The following is a 22245-nucleotide window of genomic DNA, read 5'->3' as shown; positions in this document are numbered from 1 at the left end:
CATCCATGCGATCGACGGTCGGCTTAGCCGTACCACTTCGCTCAGGCTAAAACTCCGAGCCGCTCTTGAGAAAAGTCCAAGCAACTCCGGCGTAATCGAGTCCTCGCATGCGGTAGGGTGGAGCAAGTCTCTGCCGCATGGATGCGGCAATGAAGCCCCCATGGATGGGTTCACGGCGTCTTGCGGAACCCTGCCACCTGCGAGGGCGGTGTACGCCAATTTCGAAGCACCGGCATTCTCCGGCGCAAACATCAAACAAGCACTGACTCCCCGGTACGCAACATGTCAGCCGGAGTGAGATAAACACTGCTCTGCCCCCTCCGCTCGCTCGCACCATCGAACTCCATGCGTGCAACGCTGCGCAAATGAACCTCGTCCGGACCGTCGGCGATACGCAGGGCGCGTGCGGCGATCCACAAGTCAGCGAGGGGCGTGTCGGGTGTGAGGCCCATTGCGCCGAATACCTGCATTGCCCGGTCGACAACGTTGCCGAGCATCTGCGGCACCACCGCCTTGATCATGGCGATTTCACGGCGGGCCCCACGAGCTCCGACCTCATCGATCATCCAGGCGGTCTTCAGGACCAGCAGGCGGGCCTGCTCGATCTCCATGCGCGACCGGGCGATCCACTCGGAAATGCTGCCGTGCTGGTGCAGGTAACGTCCGAAAGTGCGCCGCTCCTGCGCACGATCAACCATCAACTCCAGCGCCAACTCAGCCATGCCGATTGCGCGCATGCAGTGATGCACCCGACCCGGCCCGAGCCGGGCTTGCGCCATCATGAAGCCGTCGCCTTCAGCGCCGAGCAGATTGCTGGCGGGGACGCGTACATTGCGAAACAGCAGTTCGCTGTGCCCTTCCGGTGCAATGTGGTTCATTACCGGGATGTTGCGTACGACCTCCAGCCCGGGCGTATTCATCGGTACGAGGATCATGCTCTGCTGGCGGTGCCGGTCCGCGTCCGAATCGGTCTTGCCCATGACGATGAGCAACGCACAGTCCGGGTGGGACGCGTTGGTGATGAACCACTTGCGCCCGTTGATGACGTAGTCGTCGCCCTCGCGGCGGATCAGCGTCTGAATGTTCGAGGCGTCTGACGATGCCACATCCGGTTCGGTCATGGCGAAGGCCGAGCGGATCTCGCCGTGCAGCAGCGGCTGAAGCCAACGCTCGCGCTGAGGGGCGGTGGCGAACATGTGCAGCAACTCCATGTTGCCGGTGTCGGGGGCGTTGCAGTTGAACACCTCCGATGCCCAGCTGACCCGGCCCATCGCCTCGGCCAGGGGCGCGTATTCGAGGTTGGTCAATCGGGTGCCGGGCTCGTCGTCGCGCAATGCGGGAAGAAACAGATTCCACAGACCCTCCTCGCGGGCCAGCGCCTTGAGATCGTCCATGAAGGAGACGGGGTAGACGCCTGCTGCCACCTCCCGCTGCCATTGCGCGATGCGCGGAACAATGTGGTCCTGCGTGAATGCCTGCACGCTGGCGAGCAACTGCCGGGTTCTGGGGGAGTAGGTGAAATCCATGACACGACCCTCGATCAGAATGGGAACCGCCGGGTAGCGTGACCATCAGACATACACAGGCGGCAATCAGAGACTATGCTCGGTCGACCGCCCTGAATAGCTTGTAGCCCGTACTGAATAGAGCCGATTCATGGACTGGATTAAGAATTTGATCTGGATCAATCACATTGATTTTCGTTGAATAGTCGGCAAGCGGAACCATATAGCGAAAAGCTATTTGTGCCTTAGCTGGAATATATTTCAACGATGGCGATTCAGGCACTAACATGGTCGCTGTCTTAGGTAATCAACCCACCGACTCACCAACAAGGAGTTCTCATGTACATCAATACTGAAGTCAAGCCATTCCAGGCCACCGCGTTCCATAACGGTAACTTCATTGAAGTGAGCGACGCTGACCTGAAGGGCAAGTGGTCCGTATTCTTCTTCTATCCGGCCGACTTCACCTTCGTGTGCCCGACCGAACTGGGTGACGTGGCTGACCATTACGAAGAATTCAAGAAGCTGGGCGTCGAGATCTACTCGGTCTCCACCGATACCCACTTCACCCACAAGGCCTGGCACGATTCCTCCGAGACCATCGGCAAGATCCAGTACCCGATGATCGGTGACCCGACTGGCACTATCACCCGCAACTTCGGTGTGATGCGTGAAAACCAGGGTCTGGCTGACCGCGGCACCTTCGTTGTCGATCCCGATGGCATCATCCAGGCCATCGAAATCACCGCCGAAGGCATCGGCCGTGACGCTCAGGATCTGCTGCGCAAGGTCAAGGCTGCCCAGTACGTAGCAGCCCACCCGGGCGAAGTCTGCCCCGCCAAGTGGAAGGAAGGCGAAGCCACTCTCGCTCCTTCGCTGGACCTGGTAGGCAAGATCTAAGCTGTAGTGAACACCCGGCCCGCCGTGATGCCTGTGGCATCCGGTCTGGCGGGCCGGGTTTTTTTCGCCCGGAATTCCACGAATTGATAGAGGACGGACACGTATGTTGGACGCGAATCTGAAGAAGCAACTCGACACCTACCTGCAGAATATCGTTAATCCGATCAAGATCAGCGTGTCCGCCGACGACAGCGCCAAGTCGCGCGAACTGCTGGATCTCGCCGGCGAGATCACCGGCATGTCGGCCAAGATCGACATGACGCGTGCCGATGACGCGCGCATTCCAAGCATGGCAATCGGGCCGGACAATGGCGAAGCACCCCGTGTGCGCTTCGCAGGTCTGCCGATGGGCCACGAATTCACGTCGCTGGTACTGGCGCTGTTGCAGGCCGGCGGACATCCTTCCAAGGCTGATGCCGCTCTTCAGGAGCAGATTCGCAACCTGGAAGGCGAGTTTCATTTCGAAACCTATATCTCGCTGTCGTGCCAGAACTGTCCGGATGTAGTCCAGGCGTTGAACCTGATGGCAGTCCTGAACCCGAACATCACTCACACGATGATCGACGGTGCCCTGTTCCAGAGTGAAGTCGAAGAGCGCCAGATCATGGCCGTGCCGTCGGTGTACTTGAACGGCAGCCCCTTCGGGCAGGGACGCATGACACTCGCGGAAATCGTCAACAAGGTCGATTCAGGTGCCGCCCGCCGCAAGGCAGCAGAGCTGACGCAGAAGGCGCCGTTCGACGTACTGGTGATCGGCGGCGGCCCCGCCGGCGCAGCTGCTGCGATCTATGCAGCGCGCAAAGGCATCCGTACCGGCATTGTGGCCGAGCGCTTCGGTGGACAGGTCATGGATACCGTCGGCATCGAGAACTTCATTTCGGTGCCCTACACCGAAGGTCCGAAGCTGGTCGCCAATCTCGAGCAGCATGTGAAAGATTATGAAGTCGATCTGATGACCGAGCAGAAGGCGTCCAAACTGACCAGCGGCGATTTCATCGAGCTGGAACTTGAAAGCGGTGCGGTGCTGACCAGCCGCTCGGTGATTCTTGCTACCGGCGCCCGGTGGCGCGAGATGAACGTGCCTGGCGAGCAGGAATACCGCGGCAAGGGCGTTGCCTACTGCCCCCACTGTGACGGCCCGCTGTTCAAGGGCAAGCGTGTAGCGGTAATCGGCGGTGGCAATTCGGGTATCGAAGCTGCCATCGACCTGGCCGGTATCGTTGAGCATGTCACTGTGCTGGAATTCGCCGACACCCTGCGTGCGGACGAAGTACTGCAGCGCAAGGCGCGCTCGATGAAGAACATCGACATCATCAAGAACGCCCAGACCACCGAAGTACGTGGCGATGGCAACAAGGTGGTGGGCTTGAACTACACCGACCGCGAGTCTGGCGAGAGCAAGCAGGTCGATGTGGCGGGTATCTTTGTGCAGATCGGTCTGATCCCCAACACCGACTGGCTCAAGGGTGGTGAGGTCAAGCTGTCGCGCTTCGGCGAGATCGAAGTCGACGCCCGCGGCGCCACCTCGGTACCGGGCGTATTCGCCGCTGGGGACGTAGCCACCGTGCCGTACAAGCAGATCGTCATTGCCATGGGCTCGGGCTCCACTGCCGCACTGAGCGCCTTCGATTATCTGATCCGCACTCCGCTGCCTGCCGCGGTAGCTGGTCAGCATCTCGAGCGTGAAACGGTTGGCTCGGCCGAGTACAGCTAAGGTCCAGGCTGCAAAATGAAAAACCGCACCCCAGGGTGCGGTTTTTTTGTGCAGCGCCAGATCAGATGCGGAAGCGATTGACCAGGTCGTTGAGCTCCACTGCCAGACGGGAGAGCTCACGGCTGGAGCTGCTGGTCTGCTCCGCGCCAGCCGCTGACTGGGTCGACAGGTCGCGGATGTTGACCAGGTTGCGATCCACTTCACGGGCGACAGCAGCCTGCTCCTCCGAGGCACTGGCGATCACCAGGTTACGTTCGTTGATCTGTACGATCGCCGAGGTGATCCGGGTCAGCGCTTCGCCCGCGGCAGTCGCCTGCTCCAGGGTACTACCAGCCATGGTCTTGCTGATACCCATCGCCTCGACTGCGCGCTCGGTACCTTGCTGGATGGTGCCGATCATCTCTTCGATTTCGGTCGTCGACTGCTGAGTGCGATGAGCCAGAGCGCGAACCTCATCTGCCACCACCGCAAAGCCTCGGCCCTGTTCTCCGGCGCGCGCTGCTTCGATAGCTGCGTTGAGCGCCAGCAGGTTGGTCTGCTCGGCAATGGCGCGGATCACGTCCAGAACGCGGCTGATGTTCTGCGCCTTGTCGGCCAGTTCCTGGACTTCGGTGGCGGTTGACTGGATGGTGCCGGAAAGCTTGTCGATGCTGGTCACGGTGCGGCTGACCTGCTGCTGCCCTTCGCCAGCAATCTGCGAGGTCTCCTTCGACTGCTCCGAGGTGGAAACCGCATTGCGTGCCACCTCTTCCACCGCAGCGGTCATCTCGTTGACAGCCGTGGCCGCCTGCTGGACTTCATCATTCTGACGTTGCAGACCGCGGCTGGCGTCTTCAGTCACCGCGTTGAGCTCTTCGGCTGCAGCGGCAAGCTGGTTCGACGAGTTGGCAATACCCTGAATGGTGTTGCGCAGTTGGAGCTGCATGGTAGCCAGCGCTTGCAACAGCCGGGCTGATTCGTCCTTGCCGACGCTCTTGATGGTGCGGGTCAGATCCCCGGCGGCGACTACCTCACTAGCTTCGACCGCTTCGCGTATCGGAGCAACGATACTGCGGGTGATGAGATACGCCAGAGCGATGGTTAGCAGCACGGCGGCTATGATGAATGCCACCGTCTGGCGAAACGCGGCTGCGTAAACGTCCAGTGCACGCCGTGCAGCGGTATCCGCCCCTTCCGCGACCTTGCGCTCCAGATCAATCAGGGCCGCGGTCACGGTACTGGCAATGGGATTCAGGCGCTCAGTCAGCATCGCTTCCGCTTCGACGTCACGACCATCTGCAGCGAGCTGGACTATCTGCTCCTGAACAGCCATGTACTGTACACGCCCCTGCCGATAGACATCGAACGCCCGTTGCATTGTCGGATCGTCAGTCAACGAATCAAACGCGTTTTCTGCTTCGATGAGGTTTTTCTGCAGGTTCGCGAGTTCTTCACGCAACGGCCCGATATCGGCGGGGTTGGTTGCCATGATCACGCGCATCGTATAAATCCGAAAACGCAGGTAGTTCTGGTTGAAAGCGCCGATCTGCTGCATACCCGGAACCCAGGTTTCCTCGAGCAAAACGACGTCATCGCGGATTTCGCCCATTTCTCGGGTTGCTAGCATGCCGAGCAACACCACGATGAGCGCGATCACTGCAAAGCCTGCAGCCAGTCTGGTTGCAATGGAAAAGTTTCTAAGATTCATGGATATACCTGGCTGGGATTGTTCGTCTGACCAGCCAATTAATCGGCGCCAGAAAGGCAAACTTGATGGGGCCGATAAAAAATATCGATCAGCGGCTCAATCGGCCAGCCACAACTTCTCCAGGCCGGTAAAACCCCACTGCTCCGGCGACTCACGCGAGACGATGACTTCCTTCACCGCCGGCTGGGAGAGATCCAGCAGCTTGGCCGGCAGCGCCTGACGCAGCTTGATCGAATAGAACACGCTCAGCTTGGGCGTAAGCAGCGAGTTTTCCGACTGCTCGACGACGACGGCCAGGCGATCCGAACTCAGGCGCACCAGGGAGCCCACCGGGTAGATGCCCAGCATCTGCATGAACAGGCGCAGCAGTGTCGCGTCGAAGTGGCCCTTCCAGCTGGTCATCTGACTGAGCGATTCCGCCGGGTCCCAACCGCTCTTGTACGGCCTGTTAGAGGTAATGGCGTCGTAGACGTCGCAAATTGCGCCCATTCGGGCCAGCAACGGAATATCGTCGCCGGCCAGCTTGTTCGGATACCCTGACCCGTCGACCTTCTCATGATGGTAGAGGCAGACGTCGAGCACGTCGGCAGGGAGTTCGGGCCAGGGCTGTAACAGCCGGTACCCCTCGACGGGATGCGTACGCATGATCGCGAACTCGGCTTCTGTAAGCCGACCCGGTTTATTGAGGATATCTGCTGGCATGGCCGCCTTGCCCAGATCATGCAGCAAGCCGGCAAGCCCGGCACGTCGCACCTGATCGTCATCAAAATCGCACTTTCGCGCGAGCCCGATCATCAGCGCCGCGACCGCAACCGAGTGCAGATAGGTGTACTCGTCGCGCCGCTTGAACCGCGCGAGGCTGATCAGTGCGTGGGGATTGCGCGCAATCGAAGCGGACATGTCGTCCATCAGCTCGACCAGCCCGTCAGCGGCGATGGCGCGGCCCATGCGCACGTCAGTGAACATATCTATGACCGCGCGCTTGCCCTTCTGCACGATGCGTCTGGCGCGCTGCATTTCATCCGCCACGCTGCAGGCTGAGAGGGAACGCTCCGTCGCTGCGGCAGGCGCCGGTTCGGGCTCGTCTAAGCAGCCGGCGTTTTCCATTCCCGAGTCCTGCACAGCACAGGTGTCCGTTTCGCTGACAGGCGGTTCTGCCAGATCGACTCCCTTGGCGGTATCGATGATGAGTTCGCGAACATGGCTGTCGAGAATCTTCTGCAGCATCTTCTGATCCTTGATCAGAAAACGGCGGGACCAGAACGGGTGATGCAACCACGAGCCGCAAAACTCGTGCACATACATGCCAACGCGCGCTTGGCGGGTGAGAATCGTTTTGAGCATGGGGATACACCAGGCGGCAATATTAGCGTGCCATCACCGAAGATAAGCCATTAAACACCAGTGCAGCCGTTTTGAATACGGGGGGGGCGCAATGGCGGCCGGCCTATCCGTCAGTCGTCGTTTTCGGTATGGACCGCCGAGAAGTCCGTGCCGGACTCCTCGTTCAGGCTGGCGGGATCGAAGCGTGCGAGGCAGCCGCCACCAAGAACCGGTGGCAGCCCCGCTGCGCCTGCACCCAGCGGGTCCCAGCGCTGTTCGTCGTCTTCGAAGTCGTTCATTTCGGAGCGCCCTGAAGATTGAACGAGTTGACTGCCCGCAGCACGTCGCGCCGGCTGATCTGGCCGACCAGCCGCCCTCCGTCAAGCACCGGCAGCCGACGGATTCCCCGGCTGACGAACTGCTCGGCGGCCTTGATGATGTCCGCGTCGGCTTCGATGGTGTCGACCACAGTGGACATCACTTCTCCAACACGGACACTGGCTTCCTCGAAGTAACTGCCGGTAAGAATACCCTTGAGGCAATCGCTTTCGGACAGCATCCCTACCAGTTGCTTGTCCGCATTGACCACCGGTCCGCCGGATATGCGCTGGCGCACCAGCGTTTCTATGGCCTTGGCCAGGTCGGTTTCCGGGGAAAAGCAGATCAGGTCACCCGTCATGTATTCACGTACTTTCACTATCTTGAGCATGTGAACCTCCTTCGCTCGCGAAGGGCTCGGCGCACTCAATCTCTGCTAGCTGAAGACAACCGTCTTGTTGTCGTGAACCAGAACCCTGTCCTCCAAGTGATAGCGCAAACCGCGGGAAAGCACCATTTTTTCGACGTCCTTCCCGAGTCGAACCATGTCATCCGCGTTATGTCGGTGAGTAATGCGAACCACGTCCTGCTCGATAATCGGACCGGCATCCAGTTCTTCGGTCACATAATGGCAGGTCGCGCCGATCAGTTTAACGCCGCGCTGCGCTGCCTGGTGGTATGGGCGGGCACCGACGAACGACGGCAGAAAACTATGATGAATGTTGATCACACGGCTGGCGTATCGCTGGCAGAGTTCTGGCGGCAGTATTTGCATGTAGCGCGCCAGCACGATGCAGTCGGCCTGCTGAACTTCGATCAGGCGCGTCACTTCAGCAAAGGCAGGGGCCTTGTTTTGCGGATCGACCGGAACATGATGAAAAGCGATACCGTGCCACTCGACCATACTGCGCAGATCGTCGTGGTTGGATATGACACTGGTGATATCGCAATCAAGTTCCCCGCTGTGCCACCGATGCAGCAGATCAGCGAGACAATGTGATTCGCGACTGGCCATCAACACAACTTTCTTGCGCTCGGCAGAATCACTGACACGCCAGTCCATGGCGAATTCGGCGGCAATCGGGGCAAACGCCGTGCGCAGGCCATCTGCATCAAAAGGTAATGAGTCCGCGCGAATTTCATGACGCATGAAGAACCAGCCGGAAAGATTGTCCGAGTGGTGGTTCGCCTCGGTAATCCAGCCGTTGTAGGCTGCCAATACATTACTGACTTTCGCAACAATGCCGACCCTGTCAGGACAGGCAATTACCAGACGAAAAGTGCGCATCTACACAACTCCAGGGATGGCCGAACCAAGCCGGCCGAAAAAAGCCGCATTCTACTCGGTGGTGAATACAAAAGCAGCTACGGCCTCGCGTACAAACTTGATTCTTTCGACTAAATGAGCAGTAAGTCACTGCCTCATCTTGTTTAAGTTAGCCCGATAAATTAGTATCTCCGACACCGCAAAACTAATTGCTCAAGCAAGGTATAAACACATGTCAATGTTGCAGGAATACCGTCAGATCGAAGAACGCATTCGTGAACTTTCCCAGCGCCTCGAGTCGCTCTCCAACGACGAGAAACTGAAGAAGGAAATCGAGTTCGAGAAGCAGCTTCGCGACCTGATGGCGCAATACGGGAAAAGCCCGCGTGAAGTCGCCGCGATTCTCGAACCGGAAAACAAGGCTTCGGCCAAGGCACCCCGTACTGCAGGCGGAAAGCGTGCTCGCAAGGTCAAGCAGTACAAGAATCCGAATACGGGTGAAGTCATCGAAACCAAGGGTGGCAACCACAAGACCTTGAAAGCGTGGAAAGAGCAGTACGGCGCTGAAAAGGTTGAATCCTGGATGTCGATCGTCGGCTGATTCACACCTTGCCAGAGCAGCGAAACCCCGCCCGCGTGATGCCGGCGGGGTTTTTCTTTATTGGGCTGCCGTAAGAGTCGCTCCGAGTTTCCGGGCGAGGCTATCGGCGTAGTTTTTCCAGTCTTCGAGCAGTTTCTTCTGCGGGCCTTCCACTGTCGGTAGCAGCCGAGCGATCTCCAGATGAAACGCTTCAAGGGTTATTGGCGCACCATATCGCGTACCCTCCAGCCGATCGCGGCAAAACAGCGTCCATCGAGCCTGCTCCTCGGCACTCAGGGACTCCGGAAAGTTGCGCGCACGGTAACGCACCAGCAGATCAGCCAGACGCTGATCTTTCAGCGGCCACTGTTCGGCGATCAGGCTCCGGCCGTCCGCCTCACGAATCGCCGGCAGCAATCGATTATCGGCATCGCTGACAAACCCTTCGTACAGTTGCGTGTCGCAGTCATCCGTCTGCTGCCTGGCAGGAGCCGCATCATTGGCAAAGATTGATGCGAGGTGCGCCTGACCCGCTGCCCGCCAGGTCGCCAGCGTGTCGGCGTTTGCTCGCAATCGAGGCATATCCAGCTCCAGCCGTTCGATGTCCTGCTCGCGCAGGACATTCACATCTGCCAGCACGGGGCACTTGTTGATGTGCACTAGCTTCAGACCGGGGCGCTCCTGTCCTTCGGGCAGGTCTTCTCGGCGAGTATACAACCGCGCGCGGATGTCCTCCGGCGAGAGGTCGGTGAGCAGACCGGGATCGCAATCGAGGTCCCAGACGATCAGGGCGTTGCGGTTGCTCGGGTGCCAGCCAAGCGGCAGCACGACCGCCAGACCCTTGCGCTCGCGGCCGAAGCGACCGGAAACGTGAACAAGCGGCCGGACACGCTGCAGATCGATCAGCTGGCAAACTCTCTGCTTGCTGCGCAGCGAATACAGATACTCGTACAGACGCGGCTGGGCCGTGCGCAGCAGCCTGGCCATGGCGATCGTGGCCCGGACGTCGGCCAGCGCATCGTGTGCCTGACCGTGGGCTATGCCGTTGGCCGCGGTCAGCAGCTCCAGGCGCAGACTGGTCAACCCGTCCTGCTCGGGCCAGGTGATCCCTTCAGGTCTGAGCGCGTGAGCGGTACGCAAGGCATCGAGCAGATCCCAACGACTGTTCCCGCCCTGCCACTCGCGTGCGTAGGGATTGTAGAAGTTTCGGTACAGCGAGAAGCGGGTCATCTCGTCGTCGAAACGCAGATTGTTGTAACCGGCGGAGCAGGTTCCGGGCGCGGCCATCTGGTCATGCAACAGACGGATGAATTGGGCTTCCGGCAGCCCACGCATCATCCGCTGCGGGCCAATGCCGGTGACCAGACAGGCCATGGGAGCTGGCAATGTATCCTCGGCCAACCGACAGTCGATGCACAGCGGCTCACCAATTTCCTCGAGCTGTTCGTTGGTACGCACCCCCGCGACCTGCAGCGGCCGATCGCAGCGCGGGTCGATCCCCGTGGATTCGAAGTCGTACCAGAAGATGCTCTTGTCCATGTCGCCCCGCTCCAGGCAAAGCAGCAGGTTAACTCAACGGCACGACTCAGGCATCATCGGTGGGCTGGAAGCGGAAGTAATGCTCAAGCAGGCGAGCGATTCCGGCGAAGGCCTGCTGATTGGACACGATGCTGAAACCGGTATCGAAATGACCGGGCGTAAGATCCGGGCGGCACCAGTGGCTTCGTGCCTTGAAATTCAGCGTTTCGGTCTCCCCGGTCTGTGCAGGAAGGCGAATCTGCATGTCGAAGACCGCCTCGACCATCACCGGAATGGAGCTGATCATCATCATCCCGAGCGGAGATATGTTGCCGATGAATCCCATCGGCTGTCCGCTGTATGCATTGTACAACTGCAGATACGCGCTCAACTCCTGCCGCGCTATCTGTCTCTGTTCGCCATTTCCGGAGGAACCGGAGGACGGCAGGGATCGCATCAACAACGCTCCTGGACCAGTGTGGTCAGCTGGGCCTTGCGCGCCTCGACTCGCTTGCGGTCGACTTCGATCCGTTTTCCGTTGGCATCTTCGTCATACCAGAACATACGCTTGTCGAACTGCGCCAGCTGACGACGGAGGTCATCGCACTGGGCGCGCTGGCGGTTACGCTGCTCATTCAGCTTCAGCTGTTCGGCAGCCCGTTCCTCGCTGCGTACGTCCATGATGCGGCGGAGATTCTGCTCGCGCTGGCGAACCTGCGCGTCGCGTTCAATTACCTGAGGATCAACCTCGATCTGCTCGGCTCCCTGTACCGGGCGCTCACTGAAGTGCACCCGTCCCTGCGCATCGGTCCAGCGATAAATCTGCGCATGCAGCGGAGCAATGACCAGCAACAGGCTGAAACATGAGACCCATCGAAACATGAAATGATCCGTCACTCCGCCCTCGACCGGGGGCACGGCAGCACAGCATAGAGCAGCCGGACGTGATGGCCAATAGTCAGCGCCGGTCAGGCGCCAGCTTGTCCTTCGGATCGTAATGCCCGAGCAGACGCAATGTCTCGAGCCGGGCTCCGGCTCGATAGGCGTACTCGCTTGTGGGGGTATAGCGAACCAGATGCCGGTATATCTGGATGGCATCGAGGTATAGCCCCTGACGCTCAAGACACAGCCCGCGCAACAGGGATATTTCCGGCTGCAGATGGGGGCGCGAACGCGCGCTGCGCTCAGCCTGCGACAACTCCAGAATGACCTTCGCGCAATCGCCCTGATCATACGCCTTGTATGCCTGGTCAATATGTTTGCCGGGGGTGTTGGACGCGCAGCCCGCAATCAGGGCGGCTGCCAGTACGATGAGCAAGGGACGCATGATGACCTTGGGACCGGAGGATTTGATCGGTTATCGGCAAAGGCCGGTCGATCTTGAGAACACTTGATGCAGGTCACTGCGTGCGCGCCAGTGGGGACTACACTGGAGGGCAAAGGCATTCAGGCCCGAGTCACAGTTACAGAGGAGAACGGCCCCATGGATTTTCAGCACATTCTGGTAGTTATAGACCCCACCACGCCCGAGGAAGCCCAGCCCTCGCTCATCCGCGCGGAAGAACTCGGCATGCTCTACCCGCAGGCGGCTGTGACGCTGTTCATCTGCGACTACAACTCTGCGCTCGACGGCGGCAGGCTGTTCGCCACCCCCGGGCTGGAGAAGGCGCGCACCTCACTGATCGACAGCCACCTGCGGTATCTGGACAAACTGGCGGCACCCATGCGCGAGCGCGGAATCACTGTGAAAACCCGGGCGGTCTGGGGCAAACGGCTGGACCGCAACATCCTGCACGCGGTATCGGAAACCGGGGCGGATCTGGTTCTCAAGACAACGCACCACCACAACCCGATCAAACGGCTGCTGCTGACCAATACCGACTGGCAGTTGATCCGGCATTGCGAAGCGCCGCTGTGGCTGGTCAAGCGCGCTGACCGCAGCATTAAAGCGATCTGCGCAGGGGTCGACCCGCTGCACGAAGCGGATAAGCCGGCCGCGCTGGACCGCAAGCTGGTCGCAGTGGCCCAGGCGCTCGGCGCCACGACGCAGGCGCAGGTGCACACCGCGCACTGCTACAGCCCGCTACCCCGCACTCTGGTCTACGACGCCAGCGTCATAGCCGACTACGACGGCTACGCCGAGGAGGTGCGCAAGCGCCACGCATCGGCGTTCGAAGAGTTCGGCAGCAAGCTTGATCTGCCTGCGGAGCGTCGTCATTTGTTGCAGGGCTATGCCGAGGAAGTGATACCCGAGTTCGTCGAAGAGCAGCACATCGACCTGCTGGTGATGGGGGCCGTGTCGCGCTCGAGACTCGACGCTGCGCTGGTCGGCCACACGGCCGAACGCCTGCTGGACGATGTTCCCTGCGATGTCCTGGTGGTCAAGCCGGACGGTTTCGTCGATCCGAGCAAGCCCTAGGCGGACCGGGCTGCCACGGCCTCGGCCATGGACTCGCGGCATACCCGGGTGATACCCGCCCAGTCCTGCTGGGCGATCAGGTCGGTGGGCGCCATCCAGGTCCCGCCGACACCCATGACATTTTCCAGCGCAAGGTACGCGGGGACCTTGTTTCTTGCCACACCCCCCGTGGGGCAGAACCGAATCCCGGCGAACGGACCGGCGAAGGAGTTCAACGCTGCAATACCACCGCACACCTCTGCCGGGTACAACTTGAAGCGTCGATAGCCGAAGCGGTAGCCCTGGAGGATTTCGGACGCCGTCGCAACCCCCGGCAACAGCGGCACGGGACTGTCCAGCCCCAACGTGAGCAGTTCTTCGGTGCAGCCGGGTGTCACCACGAACTGGGCACCGGCATCGAGGGCCAGCTGATACTGTCGCCCATCGAGAATGGTGCCGGCACCAACGCACAGATGCGGCCGTTCGCGGCGCAGCTGAGCAATCGCACCCAGCGCATGCGATGTGCGCAAGGTAATTTCCAGCGTGGTCACGCCGCCCGCCTCCAGCGCATCGGCCAGGGCCAGCGCATCCTCGGCGCGACGCAGGCTGATCACGGGCAGTACGGGTGCGGATGCGAAGATCCGATCCAGTGTCTCGATATTGTCAGCCAGGCTCATGGGGTTCCTTGAGGTCAGGGGCGTAGAAGATGGTCAGCGGCTGCGCGAGAAACGCCGCTATCGGCATCTCTTGCGGATCCGTTTCGAAGGCGTGGGCGACTACCCGACGCTTGTCCGCACCGTTGACCTGCAGCAGGCGCACACGGGCGTTCCCGAGCACCGCACCGGTCATGGTCAGCCTGGGCAGGCGTTCGCCCTTGGGTGGCACTGCAATGCACAGAACCGCTGCATCGTCCTGCAGAGCCGCTTTCAGATCGGGCTCGCCCGGGAACAACGACGCTGTATGGCCGTCAGGGCCGACCCCGAGCACCAGCACGTCCAGGGGCAACACGCTGTCAATGTCTTCGCTCACCGCCGCGGCGTCGGCATCTGGCGCAGCGCCGCGGTACAGCGGAATCCAGCGCGCCTCGGCGAACACTCTGGGCATGCAGCGCCTGACCAGGCCGGCATTGCTCTGGGCGTCTTCGGGAGGCACCCAGCGTTCATCTGCGAGGGTCAGGGTGACACGACTCCAGTCCAGGTCGGACTCATCGAGCTTTCTGAAAAACTGGGCAGGGCTGCGGCCGCCGGATACGGCCAGGCTCGCCCGACCCCGCTCCTGCAGCGCCCGGCTCAATTCGGCCAGCACGTAATCAGCCATTTGCACTGCCTGCTCGTCGACGGACTCGGCATTGTACGTTCGGATGTGGCGGGCCGCCGCCTTCTCAGTAATCGGATCGGACATTGTCCTCCTCCGCCAGACTGCTGGTGAAGCTGCTCGCGCCCTGCTCCGCCACACTCAACGACTGGCGCATGAAGCCGAACAATTCGCGTCCCATGCCCCGCTTGACTGGCTCGCGTGCAACAACGGGCACGCGCCCGTCCAGCACATGCGGGTTCACCAGGGTAAGCGTGCCCTCCGCCGCGTCCAGACGCAGCCGGTCTCCGTCCTGAAGGTACGCCAGAGCACCACCCCGTGCCGCCTCGGGATACAGGTGGATGACGGCCGGCACCTTGCCAGAGGCGCCGGACATGCGCCCGTCGGTAACCAGTGCCACCCTGAAGCCACGATCCTGCAGCACCCCCAGATAGGGCGTGAGCTTGTGCAGCTCCGGCATACCGTTGGCTGCAGGGCCCTGGAAACGCAATACGGCGATCACATCCTGCTCCAACTCGCCGGCCTTGAACGCAACGACGAACTCATCCTGATCCTCGAATACCCGACACGGCGCCTCAACCAGCCAATGCTCGGCAGCGACGGCAGAGGTCTTGATCACTCCACGACCCAACGGCCCCTGCACCAGCCGTAGCCCGCCATCGGCACTGAACGGCTCGGCCGGAGCGCGCAGGATGCTGGCATCCAGACTCGCCGCCGGGCCTTCGCGCCAGGCGAGACGCCCATCCTGCAAGTGCGGCTCACGCGTGTACTGCTCCAGGCCCGGACCGAGGATAGTGTCGACGTCGGCATGCAACAGCTGCGCGTCCAACAGATGGCGGAACAGCCAGGCCGTGCCGCCGGCGGCCTGAAACTGGTTGATGTCGGCCTTGCCGTTGGGGTAGATGTGCGCCAGCGTCGGCACCACCTCCGACAGGCGGGCCATGTCGTCCCAGTCAATGATGATGCCTGCGCACTGGGCGATGGCTACCAGGTGCAGCGTAAGATTGGTCGATCCGCCAGTTGCCAGCAACGTGACCAGCGCATTGACGATGGCGCGCTCGTCGACGATGGAGGCGAGCCTGCCCGTTCCGCTCCGGGCCAGACGTGCGCCCTGCTCTGCCGCATGAACCGTCAGTGCGTCACGCATGGTCGTGTCAGGATTGACGAAAGACGAGCCTGGCAATTGCAGGCCCATGGCTTCGAGCAACATCTGGTTGGTGTTGGCAGTGCCGTAGAAGGTGCAGGTGCCCGGCGCATGATAGGACAGACTTTCGGCGTCGAGCAGTTCTTCACGGGTCGCCTTGCCTTCGGCGAAACGCTGGCGTACCGCTGCCTTTTCACTGTTCGGCAGGCCGGACGGCATGGGTCCGGCCGGCACGAAGACCACCGGCAGGTGCCCGAAGCGCAAGGCGCCCATCAGCAGACCCGGGACAATCTTGTCGCAGACTCCGAGGCACAACGCAGCGTCGAACATGTTGTGCGACAGGGCCACAGCGGTGGCCATGGCAATGACGTCGCGACTGTGCAGCGACAGCTCCATGCCAGGCTCACCCTGAGTCACGCCATCACACATCGCCGGCACGCCGCCGGCCACCTGGCCGGTCGCGCCGAAGGCGCGCAACGCGTCGCGAATCAGGCTGGGGAAACGCTCATAGGGCTGATGCGCGGAGAGCATGTCGTTGTAGGCCGTGACGATGCCAAGGTTGACCTCATCCATCATGCGCAGCCGGTCCTTGTCGCCGGCCGGACAGGCGGCCATCGCATGGGCCACATTGCCGCACGACAAGCCGCGGCGACCGCGGGGGCGATCGCCGGCCTCGTTCATCTGCTGCAGATACGCCTGGCGTGAGCCTTTACTGCGCTCGCGCACGCGTTCTGTAACTTCGCTGACACGGGGATGCATCCACTCTCCTTTAATGCTTGCCAGAGCGGGCCGGGACGGCCGGCAATCTGTCATGCGTCGATCATATGCTCTATTGTAGGCCGCAATTATCAGCTCACGTTCATATCGGAGGAATCCATCCATGACACTGCGCCGCACCAAGATTGTCGCCACCCTCGGGCCGGCCAGTACCAGCCCGGAGTGTATCGCAGCCCTGATCGATGCAGGGATGGATGTTGCCAGGCTGAACTTTTCCCATGGCACGGCCGATGAGCACCGCGAGCGCGCGCGACTGGTGCGCGAGCTCGCCGCCGACCGCGGCCGGCACGTCGCGCTACTGGGCGATCTGCAGGGGCCGAAGATCCGGATTGCCCGTTTCAGTGAGGGCCAGACTCATCTCGAGGTCGGCGACAACTTCCGCCTGTCCACCTCGCACCCACTGGACGAGGGCAACCACGACGTGGTCGGCATCGACTATCCGCAACTGGTCGACGACTGCCGCGCCGGCGACGAACTGCTGCTCGATGACGGGCGGATCGTCCTGCGGGTCGACAGCGTCGGCCGCGACGAGGTCCGCTGTACGGTCACCGCCGGCGGCACGCTGTCCAACCACAAGGGCATCAACCGCCGCGGCGGCGGCCTCTCGGCGGATGCGCTGACCGACAAGGATCGTGCGGACATTGTCCTTGCTGCCGAACTGAACATGGAATACGTCGCGGTATCCTTTCCTCGGGACGCCGCAGACATGCACCTTGCCCGCAAACTGTTGACCGATTCCGAATCCCAGGCCTGGCTGATCGCCAAGATCGAGCGCGCCGAGGCGGTGGCGGATCAGGCAGCGCTGGACGGCCTGATCGAGGCCAGTGACGGGGTCATGGTCGCCCGTGGCGATCTGGGTGTGGAGATCGGCGATGCCGAGCTGGTTGGCATTCAGAAGCTGATCATCAGCCGCGCCCGGGCGCAGAACAAGGTAGTGATCACCGCTACGCAGATGATGGAGTCGATGATCAGCAGCCCGCTGCCGACCCGCGCCGAAGTCTCGGATGTGGCCAACGCCGCTCTGGACTACACCGACGCGGTCATGCTTTCGGCTGAAAGCGCTGCGGGTAAATTCCCCATCGAAGCGGTCAAGGCGATGGCGCGCGTATGCGTTGGCGCGGAAAAGCACCCGACCAGTCAGCAGTCCGGCCACCGTCTTCACGAGAAATTCGAGCGCTGCGATGAAACCATCGCACTGGCAGCGATGTACGCCGGCAACCACTTTCCCGGCGTTACTGCAGTGATCACGCTGACCGAGACCGGCCACACGCCACTGATCATGTCACGCATCCGCTCACCTCTGCCGATCTTCGCGCTATCGCCCAATACGCAGACGCTGGGCAAGGTCGCGATGATGCGTGGCGTACAGTCGATCTACTTCAACCCGTCCGAACTCAACTCGCAGGACGTCAATCACGAGGCGGTCAATCGGCTGCTGCAGTTGGGGCACGTCAAGGCAGGGGATTGGGTCATTCTCACCAAGGGCGATGTGTACAACTCGCGCGGGGGAACTAACTCGATGAAACTGCTGCATGTTGGGGAGCGGTTGGTTTAGCTTTGAAATGGGGCCCCAACAACGTCGCGTCCGTGCAATCGCTTGCCGGTGCGGCAGGATTCCGCAAGACGCCGTGAACCCATCCATGGGGGCTTAACCAAGGCATCCATGCCTTGGATACTTGCTGCACTCTTCCGCACCGGCAAGCTCGGACTAGCACCAGGTGCCTTTGCGACTTTCCATCAGGCTGCACTCAGCAGGAGGCGGTATGGGGCGGCCTCGCTAAGCCGACCGTCGATCGCATGGACGCGATCGCCGAGCTACATGGACGTACTTGCCGCGTGTCGGCGTGTGGGGCCGGTCCATACCGCCTTGCACGGCGCTGATCGACACTAGTATCGGTGAACTGCGCATAAAAAACCCGGCCGAAGCCGGGTTTCCACAACGCCTGAAATCACACTTCCACGGCAAGACTTTCGGCGATCTTCTTCTGCCAGATCTGCGGGCCGGTGATATGCGCTGACTCGCCAGTGGTGTCGACGGCCACGGTGACCGGCATGTCCTTGACCTCGAACTCGTAGACCGCTTCCATGCCCAGCTCCGGGAAGGCGATGACATCGGCTTTCTTGATCGCCTGAGCGACCAGGTACGCCGCGCCACCGACTGCCATCAGATACACAGCCTTGTGATCCTTGATCGCTTCGATCGCAATCGGGCCGCGCTCGGACTTGCCGATCATGCCCAGCAGACCGGTCTGATCCAGAATCTGGCGGGTGAACTTGTCCATACGGGTTGCGGTGGTGGGGCCGGCAGGTCCGACGACCTCGTCGCGCACCGGATCAACCGGGCCAACGTAGTAGATGAACCGGCCCTTGAGATCGACCGGCAACTGCTCGCCCTTGTTGAGCATGTCGACCATGCGCTTGTGCGCCGCATCGCGACCGGTGAGCATCTTGCCGGACAGCAGTACGGTCTCGCCGCTCTTCCAGCTGAGCACGTCTTCGGGCGTGACGGTATCCAGATTCACCCGACGGACGCCACTGCCGACTTCCCAGGTGATGTCCGGATAGGCGTCCATCGGCGGCGCTTCGAGCACGGCCGGGCCGCTGCCATCGAGCACGAAATGCGCGTGGCGGGTCGCTGCACAGTTGGGAATCATGCAGACCGGCAGGCTGGCTGCGTGGGTCGGATAATCCTTGATCTTGATGTCCAGCACCGTGGTGAGGCCGCCGAGACCCTGAGCGCCGATGCCCAGCGCGTTGACCTTCTCCATGATTTCCAGGCGCAGCTCCTCGACACGGTTCTGCGGGCCGCGCTTGCGCAGCTCGTGAATGTCGATGGAGTCCATCAGTGATTCCTTGGCCAGCACCGCAGCCTTCTCGGCGGTACCACCGATGCCGATGCCGAGCATGCCTGGCGGGCACCAGCCGGCGCCCATGGTCGGCACGGTCTTGACCACCCAGTCGACGATCGAGTCGGACGGGTTGAGCATGACCATCTTCGACTTGTTTTCCGAGCCGCCGCCCTTGGCCGCGACGTGGAACTCGACCGTGTCGCCGGGTACGACTTCATAGTGAATGACCGCAGGCGTGTTGTCCTTGGTGTTGGTGCGCTTGCCCGCCGGATCAGCCAGAATCGATGCGCGCAGCACGTTTTCCGGCAGGTTGTAGGCGCGACGTACGCCTTCGTTGATCATGTCGTCCAGGCCCATGGTGGCACCATCCCAGCGCACGTTCATCCCGACCTTGACGAAGACCGTGACGATGCCGGTGTCCTGGCAGATGGGTCGATGTCCGGTGGCGCACATGCGCGAGTTGATCAGGATCTGGGCCATGGCGTCACGCGCCGCGGGCGATTCTTCACGCAGATAGGCTTCGTGCACGGCCTGAATGAAATCAACCGGATGGTAATAGGAAATGTATTGCAGCGCGTCGGCCACGCTCTGAATCAGGTCGTCTTGCTTGATTACGGCCATGCTGGGCAGGCTCCTATGGTTTGGCTACTGGATCAGCCTGCCCGGACGAGAGGGCAGTACTGCCAGAATCACGGACAAAGCGGCGAGCTGACCCCGCAGCCCTTGCTCAGGAAACAACAGGTGCCAGAGTATACCCGAGCCGCAACACGACGGCAGCGCTACCCCGGACTTTGACGGTCGGTTTCGACAAAAGGACTAGGCAAATCGAGGCCATAACGATAGATTGACGTCAAAGTGCCATCATACGGAAGAGGCATGATGTGACAGCGAAGGATTCGAGAGAAAGCAGGAATCAGGCGCTTCGATTGCAGCGCTTCTATCTTGCGCAGGTCAGCTACCTCATCACCTATTCGGTCATTGCGGTCGCCTGGCTGGTCGACCAGTACAATGGCCAGCTGTGGCATGCCGCCAGCCATGTGGTGCTCGGCGTGGTCACGCAGGCGATATTCTTCGGAATGTTCCTGACCGGGCAGAATCTGCGTTTCAGAGACCCCAGCCTGACCAGCCCGCAGATTGCCGTGGCAACCATCCTGCTGACCTATCTGCTGTTTCAGACCAGCGATATTCGCGGCAGCCTGTTGATGCTGTATCCACTCAGCTTGCTGTTTGGCGTGTTCATGTTGTCCATGCGCGCGTTCATCATGCACGCCGCGTTCGCCCTCGCCTGCTACTCTGTGCTTCTGGCTTGGGAGATTACCGCCGGCTCGCATGCGCGGGAGCTGTCAGCCAGCCTGCTTGAATGGTTCATCCTGGCCTGCTTTCTGACATGGCTGTGTCTGTTTGGCTCCTATGTGCGCGAGCTGCAGGAGCGGCTTCAGCGCCGCCATCAGACGCTGCAGGTCCATCAGGAAACGCTCAAGGGCATGATGGGGCAACTGCAGAGCCTGGCCGCTACCGATGCACTGACCGGCCTGGCCAATCGCAGGTATTTCCTGAACGAGGCCGAGCGCAGGATCCAGCTGCTCCGTCCGCCGCGTACGCTGGGCCTTGCCTTGATCGACCTGGATCATTTCAAGCGGATCAACGACCGCTTCGGGCATGCCACAGGTGATGAGGTACTGCGCGGGTTTTCCGAACTGGCGCGCGCCAATCTGCGCGGCGACGATCTGATTGCACGGTTTGGCGGCGAGGAGTTCATTCTGATACTCGGCAACAGCGACATGGCGACTCTGACCCATTGTCTGGATCGTATCCGTGAGGCGTTCTCGACCATGCGCTTCCCTGGCCTGCCCGAGGACATGTGCTGCACGCTGTCGGCCGGCCTTTGTCTGATTTACGCAGACAGCGATCTGGAGAAATGCATCCAGCAGGCCGACCAGGCGCTGTACGTGGCCAAGGAGAACGGTCGCAACCGCTGCGAAGCCCACGATCCTGCGCATGCCTGAGGTACGCGTACGCGGCCGTGCACTGCCTGTCGAAGCCGGCAAATGCCTGCTCGATGTGCTGCAGGGCGCCGGCCTTCCCGTGACGTCATCCTGCCGAGCCGGGCATTGTCAGACGTGCCTCGTGCGCAGCGACAGCTGTGCCATTCCTGCCTCTGCCCGGCACGGACTCGGTGCCGCCCAGCGCAAGCAAGGCTGGCTGCTGAGTTGCCAATGCCCGGTCCAGGGTGATCTGGACATTCAGTTGCTCGACCCCGCTCGCGACGGTACGCCCGCGACCGTGCACAGTCTAGACTGGCTGACGCCTTCGCTTGTTCGCCTCCGGCTGGTTCCGCAGCGGGCGGTCCGCTTTGCTCCCGGACAGCACGTGACACTCTGGCTGGACGACCGACTGGCCCGGCCCTATTCGATCGCCAGCCTGTCCGGCGACCCGTGGCTGGAATTTCACGTCCGCGTGCATTCGCAGGGCATCTTCTCCCGGGAAATCAGCCGGGTGGACGTCGGACGGATCATCCATCTGGGCATACCGACCGGTCACATCCGGTTCGATACGCAGTGGCTGGAGCACCCTCTTCTGCTACTGTCCAGAGGATCGGGGCTGGCACCGATTCAGGCGGTGGCGCGTGAGGCGCTGAATCAGGGACATGCACCGGGTATCACCTTATGGCACTGGCATTCCGATACTGATGATGGCTGCTATCTTGGCGAAGCCTTGCTAGAACTGCAGCAAGCCCATCCGTCGCTGACCCTGCATCTGCACCACGCGAAGCAGCTGGCCGCAGACCTGCAGAGGCTGCACATTGCCTCGCGCCGAACGGTCGCGTTGGCTGCAGGCAGTCCCACGTTCGTCGAACAGCTGCGTCGGCCGCTGTTCATGGCCGGGTTGCCCGGGCGACAGATCATCGATGAAGCCTTTGCCACCGGCAGGGCCTGACCAGAGGAGATATC

21 protein-coding genes are annotated in these 22245 nt (G+C 61.3%); 7 read left to right on the top strand and 14 right to left on the bottom strand.

Features of this window, described 5'->3' with window-relative positions; genetic code table 11:
- Window positions 1-251: 251 nt before the first annotated feature.
- Complete coding sequence (locus KEM63_RS05020; RefSeq protein ID WP_223655105.1) at window positions 252-1526, bottom strand: acyl-CoA dehydrogenase family protein; 1275 nt, start codon at window positions 1524-1526, stop codon at window positions 252-254.
- 318 nt (window positions 1527-1844) lie between these two features.
- Between KEM63_RS05020 and ahpC the strand changes: the two genes are divergently transcribed.
- Window positions 1845-2405 carry an alkyl hydroperoxide reductase subunit C gene (ahpC, locus tag KEM63_RS05015; RefSeq protein ID WP_223655104.1) on the top strand — a complete coding sequence of 187 codons (561 nt, stop codon included), beginning with the start codon at window positions 1845-1847 and terminating at the stop codon, window positions 2403-2405.
- Window positions 2406-2508: 103 nt separating this feature from the next.
- The gene (gene ahpF, locus KEM63_RS05010; RefSeq protein WP_223655103.1) at window positions 2509-4119 is read left to right on the top strand and encodes an alkyl hydroperoxide reductase subunit F; all 1611 of its coding nucleotides are present in this window, start codon (window positions 2509-2511) and stop codon (window positions 4117-4119) included.
- Window positions 4120-4180: 61 nt separating this feature from the next.
- Here the strand turns inward: ahpF and KEM63_RS05005 are convergent, their stop codons facing one another.
- From KEM63_RS05005 to purU, 5 genes are all read right to left on the bottom strand, one after another.
- Window positions 4181-5806: a methyl-accepting chemotaxis protein gene (locus KEM63_RS05005; protein WP_223655102.1), complete on the bottom strand. Its 1626-nt coding sequence runs from the start codon at window positions 5804-5806 to the stop codon at window positions 4181-4183.
- 96 nt (window positions 5807-5902) lie between these two features.
- Window positions 5903-7150, bottom strand: coding sequence for a cyclic di-GMP phosphodiesterase (locus KEM63_RS05000; RefSeq protein ID WP_223655101.1), 1248 nt, complete (start codon window positions 7148-7150; stop codon window positions 5903-5905).
- A gap of 110 nt (window positions 7151-7260) precedes the next feature.
- A complete protein-coding gene (locus KEM63_RS04995; protein ID WP_223655100.1) occupies window positions 7261-7428 on the bottom strand; it encodes a hypothetical protein in 168 nt (55 codons plus the stop codon).
- Window positions 7425-7838 (bottom strand): CBS domain-containing protein, encoded by a 414-nt coding sequence (locus KEM63_RS04990; protein WP_223655099.1) that lies wholly within the window; start codon window positions 7836-7838, stop codon window positions 7425-7427. Before KEM63_RS04990 ends, KEM63_RS04995 begins: the two co-directional genes overlap by 4 nt.
- A 45-nt stretch (window positions 7839-7883) precedes the next feature.
- A complete protein-coding gene (gene purU / locus KEM63_RS04985; protein WP_223655098.1) occupies window positions 7884-8735 on the bottom strand; it encodes a formyltetrahydrofolate deformylase in 852 nt (283 codons plus the stop codon).
- 211 nt (window positions 8736-8946) lie between these two features.
- On the opposite strand from purU, the gene KEM63_RS04980 reads away from it, so the two are divergent.
- Complete coding sequence (locus KEM63_RS04980; protein WP_223655097.1) at window positions 8947-9315, top strand: histone-like nucleoid-structuring protein, MvaT/MvaU family; 369 nt, start codon at window positions 8947-8949, stop codon at window positions 9313-9315.
- Window positions 9316-9372: 57 nt separating this feature from the next.
- Here the strand turns inward: KEM63_RS04980 and sbcB are convergent, their stop codons facing one another.
- From sbcB to KEM63_RS04960, 4 genes are all read right to left on the bottom strand, one after another.
- A complete protein-coding gene (gene sbcB / locus KEM63_RS04975; protein ID WP_223655096.1) occupies window positions 9373-10833 on the bottom strand; it encodes an exodeoxyribonuclease I in 1461 nt (486 codons plus the stop codon).
- Window positions 10834-10879: 46 nt separating this feature from the next.
- Entirely contained in the window at window positions 10880-11269 is a 390-nt protein-coding gene (locus KEM63_RS04970) for a PilZ domain-containing protein (RefSeq protein WP_223655095.1), read from the bottom strand.
- Complete coding sequence (locus tag KEM63_RS04965) at window positions 11269-11694, bottom strand: DUF4124 domain-containing protein (RefSeq protein WP_223655094.1); 426 nt, start codon at window positions 11692-11694, stop codon at window positions 11269-11271. The genes KEM63_RS04970 and KEM63_RS04965 overlap by 1 nt, the downstream gene beginning before the upstream one ends.
- 76 nt (window positions 11695-11770) lie before the next feature.
- Window positions 11771-12139 (bottom strand): outer membrane protein assembly factor BamD, encoded by a 369-nt coding sequence (locus KEM63_RS04960; protein WP_223655093.1) that lies wholly within the window; start codon window positions 12137-12139, stop codon window positions 11771-11773.
- A gap of 156 nt (window positions 12140-12295) precedes the next feature.
- Between KEM63_RS04960 and KEM63_RS04955 the strand changes: the two genes are divergently transcribed.
- The gene (locus KEM63_RS04955) at window positions 12296-13231 is read left to right on the top strand and encodes a universal stress protein (protein ID WP_223655092.1); all 936 of its coding nucleotides are present in this window, start codon (window positions 12296-12298) and stop codon (window positions 13229-13231) included.
- Here the strand turns inward: KEM63_RS04955 and eda are convergent.
- Genes eda through edd form a run of 3 tightly spaced genes read right to left on the bottom strand, consistent with a single transcriptional unit; the run spans window position 13228 to window position 16427 of the window.
- Entirely contained in the window at window positions 13228-13887 is a 660-nt protein-coding gene (gene eda / locus KEM63_RS04950) for a bifunctional 4-hydroxy-2-oxoglutarate aldolase/2-dehydro-3-deoxy-phosphogluconate aldolase (RefSeq protein WP_223655091.1), read from the bottom strand. The genes KEM63_RS04955 and eda overlap by 4 nt on opposite strands.
- A complete protein-coding gene (gene pgl / locus KEM63_RS04945; RefSeq protein ID WP_223655090.1) occupies window positions 13874-14611 on the bottom strand; it encodes a 6-phosphogluconolactonase in 738 nt (245 codons plus the stop codon). The genes eda and pgl overlap by 14 nt, the downstream gene beginning before the upstream one ends.
- The gene (edd, locus tag KEM63_RS04940; protein ID WP_223655089.1) at window positions 14592-16427 is read right to left on the bottom strand and encodes a phosphogluconate dehydratase; all 1836 of its coding nucleotides are present in this window, start codon (window positions 16425-16427) and stop codon (window positions 14592-14594) included. Before edd ends, pgl begins: the two co-directional genes overlap by 20 nt.
- 121 nt (window positions 16428-16548) lie before the next feature.
- Here edd and pyk point away from each other — a divergent pair, with 121 nt between their 5' ends.
- Window positions 16549-18000 (top strand): pyruvate kinase, encoded by a 1452-nt coding sequence (gene pyk / locus KEM63_RS04935; RefSeq protein WP_223655088.1) that lies wholly within the window; start codon window positions 16549-16551, stop codon window positions 17998-18000.
- A 394-nt stretch (window positions 18001-18394) separates the two neighbouring features.
- Here the strand turns inward: pyk and KEM63_RS04930 are convergent, their stop codons facing one another.
- Window positions 18395-19915 carry a fumarate hydratase gene (locus KEM63_RS04930; RefSeq protein WP_223655087.1) on the bottom strand — a complete coding sequence of 507 codons (1521 nt, stop codon included), beginning with the start codon at window positions 19913-19915 and terminating at the stop codon, window positions 18395-18397.
- Between the two features lie 260 nt (window positions 19916-20175).
- Between KEM63_RS04930 and KEM63_RS04925 the strand changes: the two genes are divergently transcribed.
- Together KEM63_RS04925 and KEM63_RS04920 are read left to right on the top strand one after the other, a co-directional pair.
- The gene (locus tag KEM63_RS04925) at window positions 20176-21300 is read left to right on the top strand and encodes a GGDEF domain-containing protein (protein ID WP_223655086.1); all 1125 of its coding nucleotides are present in this window, start codon (window positions 20176-20178) and stop codon (window positions 21298-21300) included.
- A complete protein-coding gene (locus tag KEM63_RS04920; RefSeq protein ID WP_223655085.1) occupies window positions 21293-22231 on the top strand; it encodes a 2Fe-2S iron-sulfur cluster-binding protein in 939 nt (312 codons plus the stop codon). Before KEM63_RS04925 ends, KEM63_RS04920 begins: the two co-directional genes overlap by 8 nt.
- The last annotated feature ends 14 nt before the right edge of the window (window positions 22232-22245 follow it).

Origin of the sequence: Halopseudomonas nanhaiensis, from assembly GCF_020025155.1 — a bacterium.
GTDB classification, from domain to species: Bacteria; Pseudomonadota; Gammaproteobacteria; order Pseudomonadales; family Pseudomonadaceae; genus Halopseudomonas; species Halopseudomonas nanhaiensis.
Note: the sequence above shows the minus strand (reverse complement) of the source record. Positions and strands in the feature narration are given on the sequence as shown.

Excerpts from the sequence above, each read along its gene's own strand:
- KEM63_RS04920 (WP_223655085.1), top strand. The coding sequence starts at position 21,293 with ATGCCTGAGGTACGCGTACGCGGCCGTGCACTGCCTGTCGAAGCCGGC.
- KEM63_RS04965 (WP_223655094.1), bottom strand. The coding sequence starts at position 11,694 with ATGTTTCGATGGGTCTCATGTTTCAGCCTGTTGCTGGTCATTGCTCCG.
- KEM63_RS05005 (WP_223655102.1), bottom strand. The coding sequence starts at position 5,806 with ATGAATCTTAGAAACTTTTCCATTGCAACCAGACTGGCTGCAGGCTTT.
- KEM63_RS04970 (WP_223655095.1), bottom strand. The coding sequence starts at position 11,269 with ATGCGATCCCTGCCGTCCTCCGGTTCCTCCGGAAATGGCGAACAGAGA.
- KEM63_RS04980 (WP_223655097.1), top strand. The coding sequence starts at position 8,947 with ATGTCAATGTTGCAGGAATACCGTCAGATCGAAGAACGCATTCGTGAA.
- eda (WP_223655091.1), bottom strand. The coding sequence starts at position 13,887 with ATGAGCCTGGCTGACAATATCGAGACACTGGATCGGATCTTCGCATCC.
- pgl (WP_223655090.1), bottom strand. The coding sequence starts at position 14,611 with ATGTCCGATCCGATTACTGAGAAGGCGGCGGCCCGCCACATCCGAACG.
- KEM63_RS04955 (WP_223655092.1), top strand. The coding sequence starts at position 12,296 with ATGGATTTTCAGCACATTCTGGTAGTTATAGACCCCACCACGCCCGAG.
- KEM63_RS04995 (WP_223655100.1), bottom strand. The coding sequence starts at position 7,428 with ATGAACGACTTCGAAGACGACGAACAGCGCTGGGACCCGCTGGGTGCA.
- pyk (WP_223655088.1), top strand. The coding sequence starts at position 16,549 with ATGACACTGCGCCGCACCAAGATTGTCGCCACCCTCGGGCCGGCCAGT.
- KEM63_RS04930 (WP_223655087.1), bottom strand. The coding sequence starts at position 19,915 with ATGGCCGTAATCAAGCAAGACGACCTGATTCAGAGCGTGGCCGACGCG.
- ahpF (WP_223655103.1), top strand. The coding sequence starts at position 2,509 with ATGTTGGACGCGAATCTGAAGAAGCAACTCGACACCTACCTGCAGAAT.
- KEM63_RS04960 (WP_223655093.1), bottom strand. The coding sequence starts at position 12,139 with ATGCGTCCCTTGCTCATCGTACTGGCAGCCGCCCTGATTGCGGGCTGC.
- KEM63_RS04990 (WP_223655099.1), bottom strand. The coding sequence starts at position 7,838 with ATGCTCAAGATAGTGAAAGTACGTGAATACATGACGGGTGACCTGATC.
- KEM63_RS05020 (WP_223655105.1), bottom strand. The coding sequence starts at position 1,526 with ATGGATTTCACCTACTCCCCCAGAACCCGGCAGTTGCTCGCCAGCGTG.
- KEM63_RS05000 (WP_223655101.1), bottom strand. The coding sequence starts at position 7,150 with ATGCTCAAAACGATTCTCACCCGCCAAGCGCGCGTTGGCATGTATGTG.
- sbcB (WP_223655096.1), bottom strand. The coding sequence starts at position 10,833 with ATGGACAAGAGCATCTTCTGGTACGACTTCGAATCCACGGGGATCGAC.
- edd (WP_223655089.1), bottom strand. The coding sequence starts at position 16,427 with ATGCATCCCCGTGTCAGCGAAGTTACAGAACGCGTGCGCGAGCGCAGT.
- ahpC (WP_223655104.1), top strand. The coding sequence starts at position 1,845 with ATGTACATCAATACTGAAGTCAAGCCATTCCAGGCCACCGCGTTCCAT.
- purU (WP_223655098.1), bottom strand. The coding sequence starts at position 8,735 with ATGCGCACTTTTCGTCTGGTAATTGCCTGTCCTGACAGGGTCGGCATT.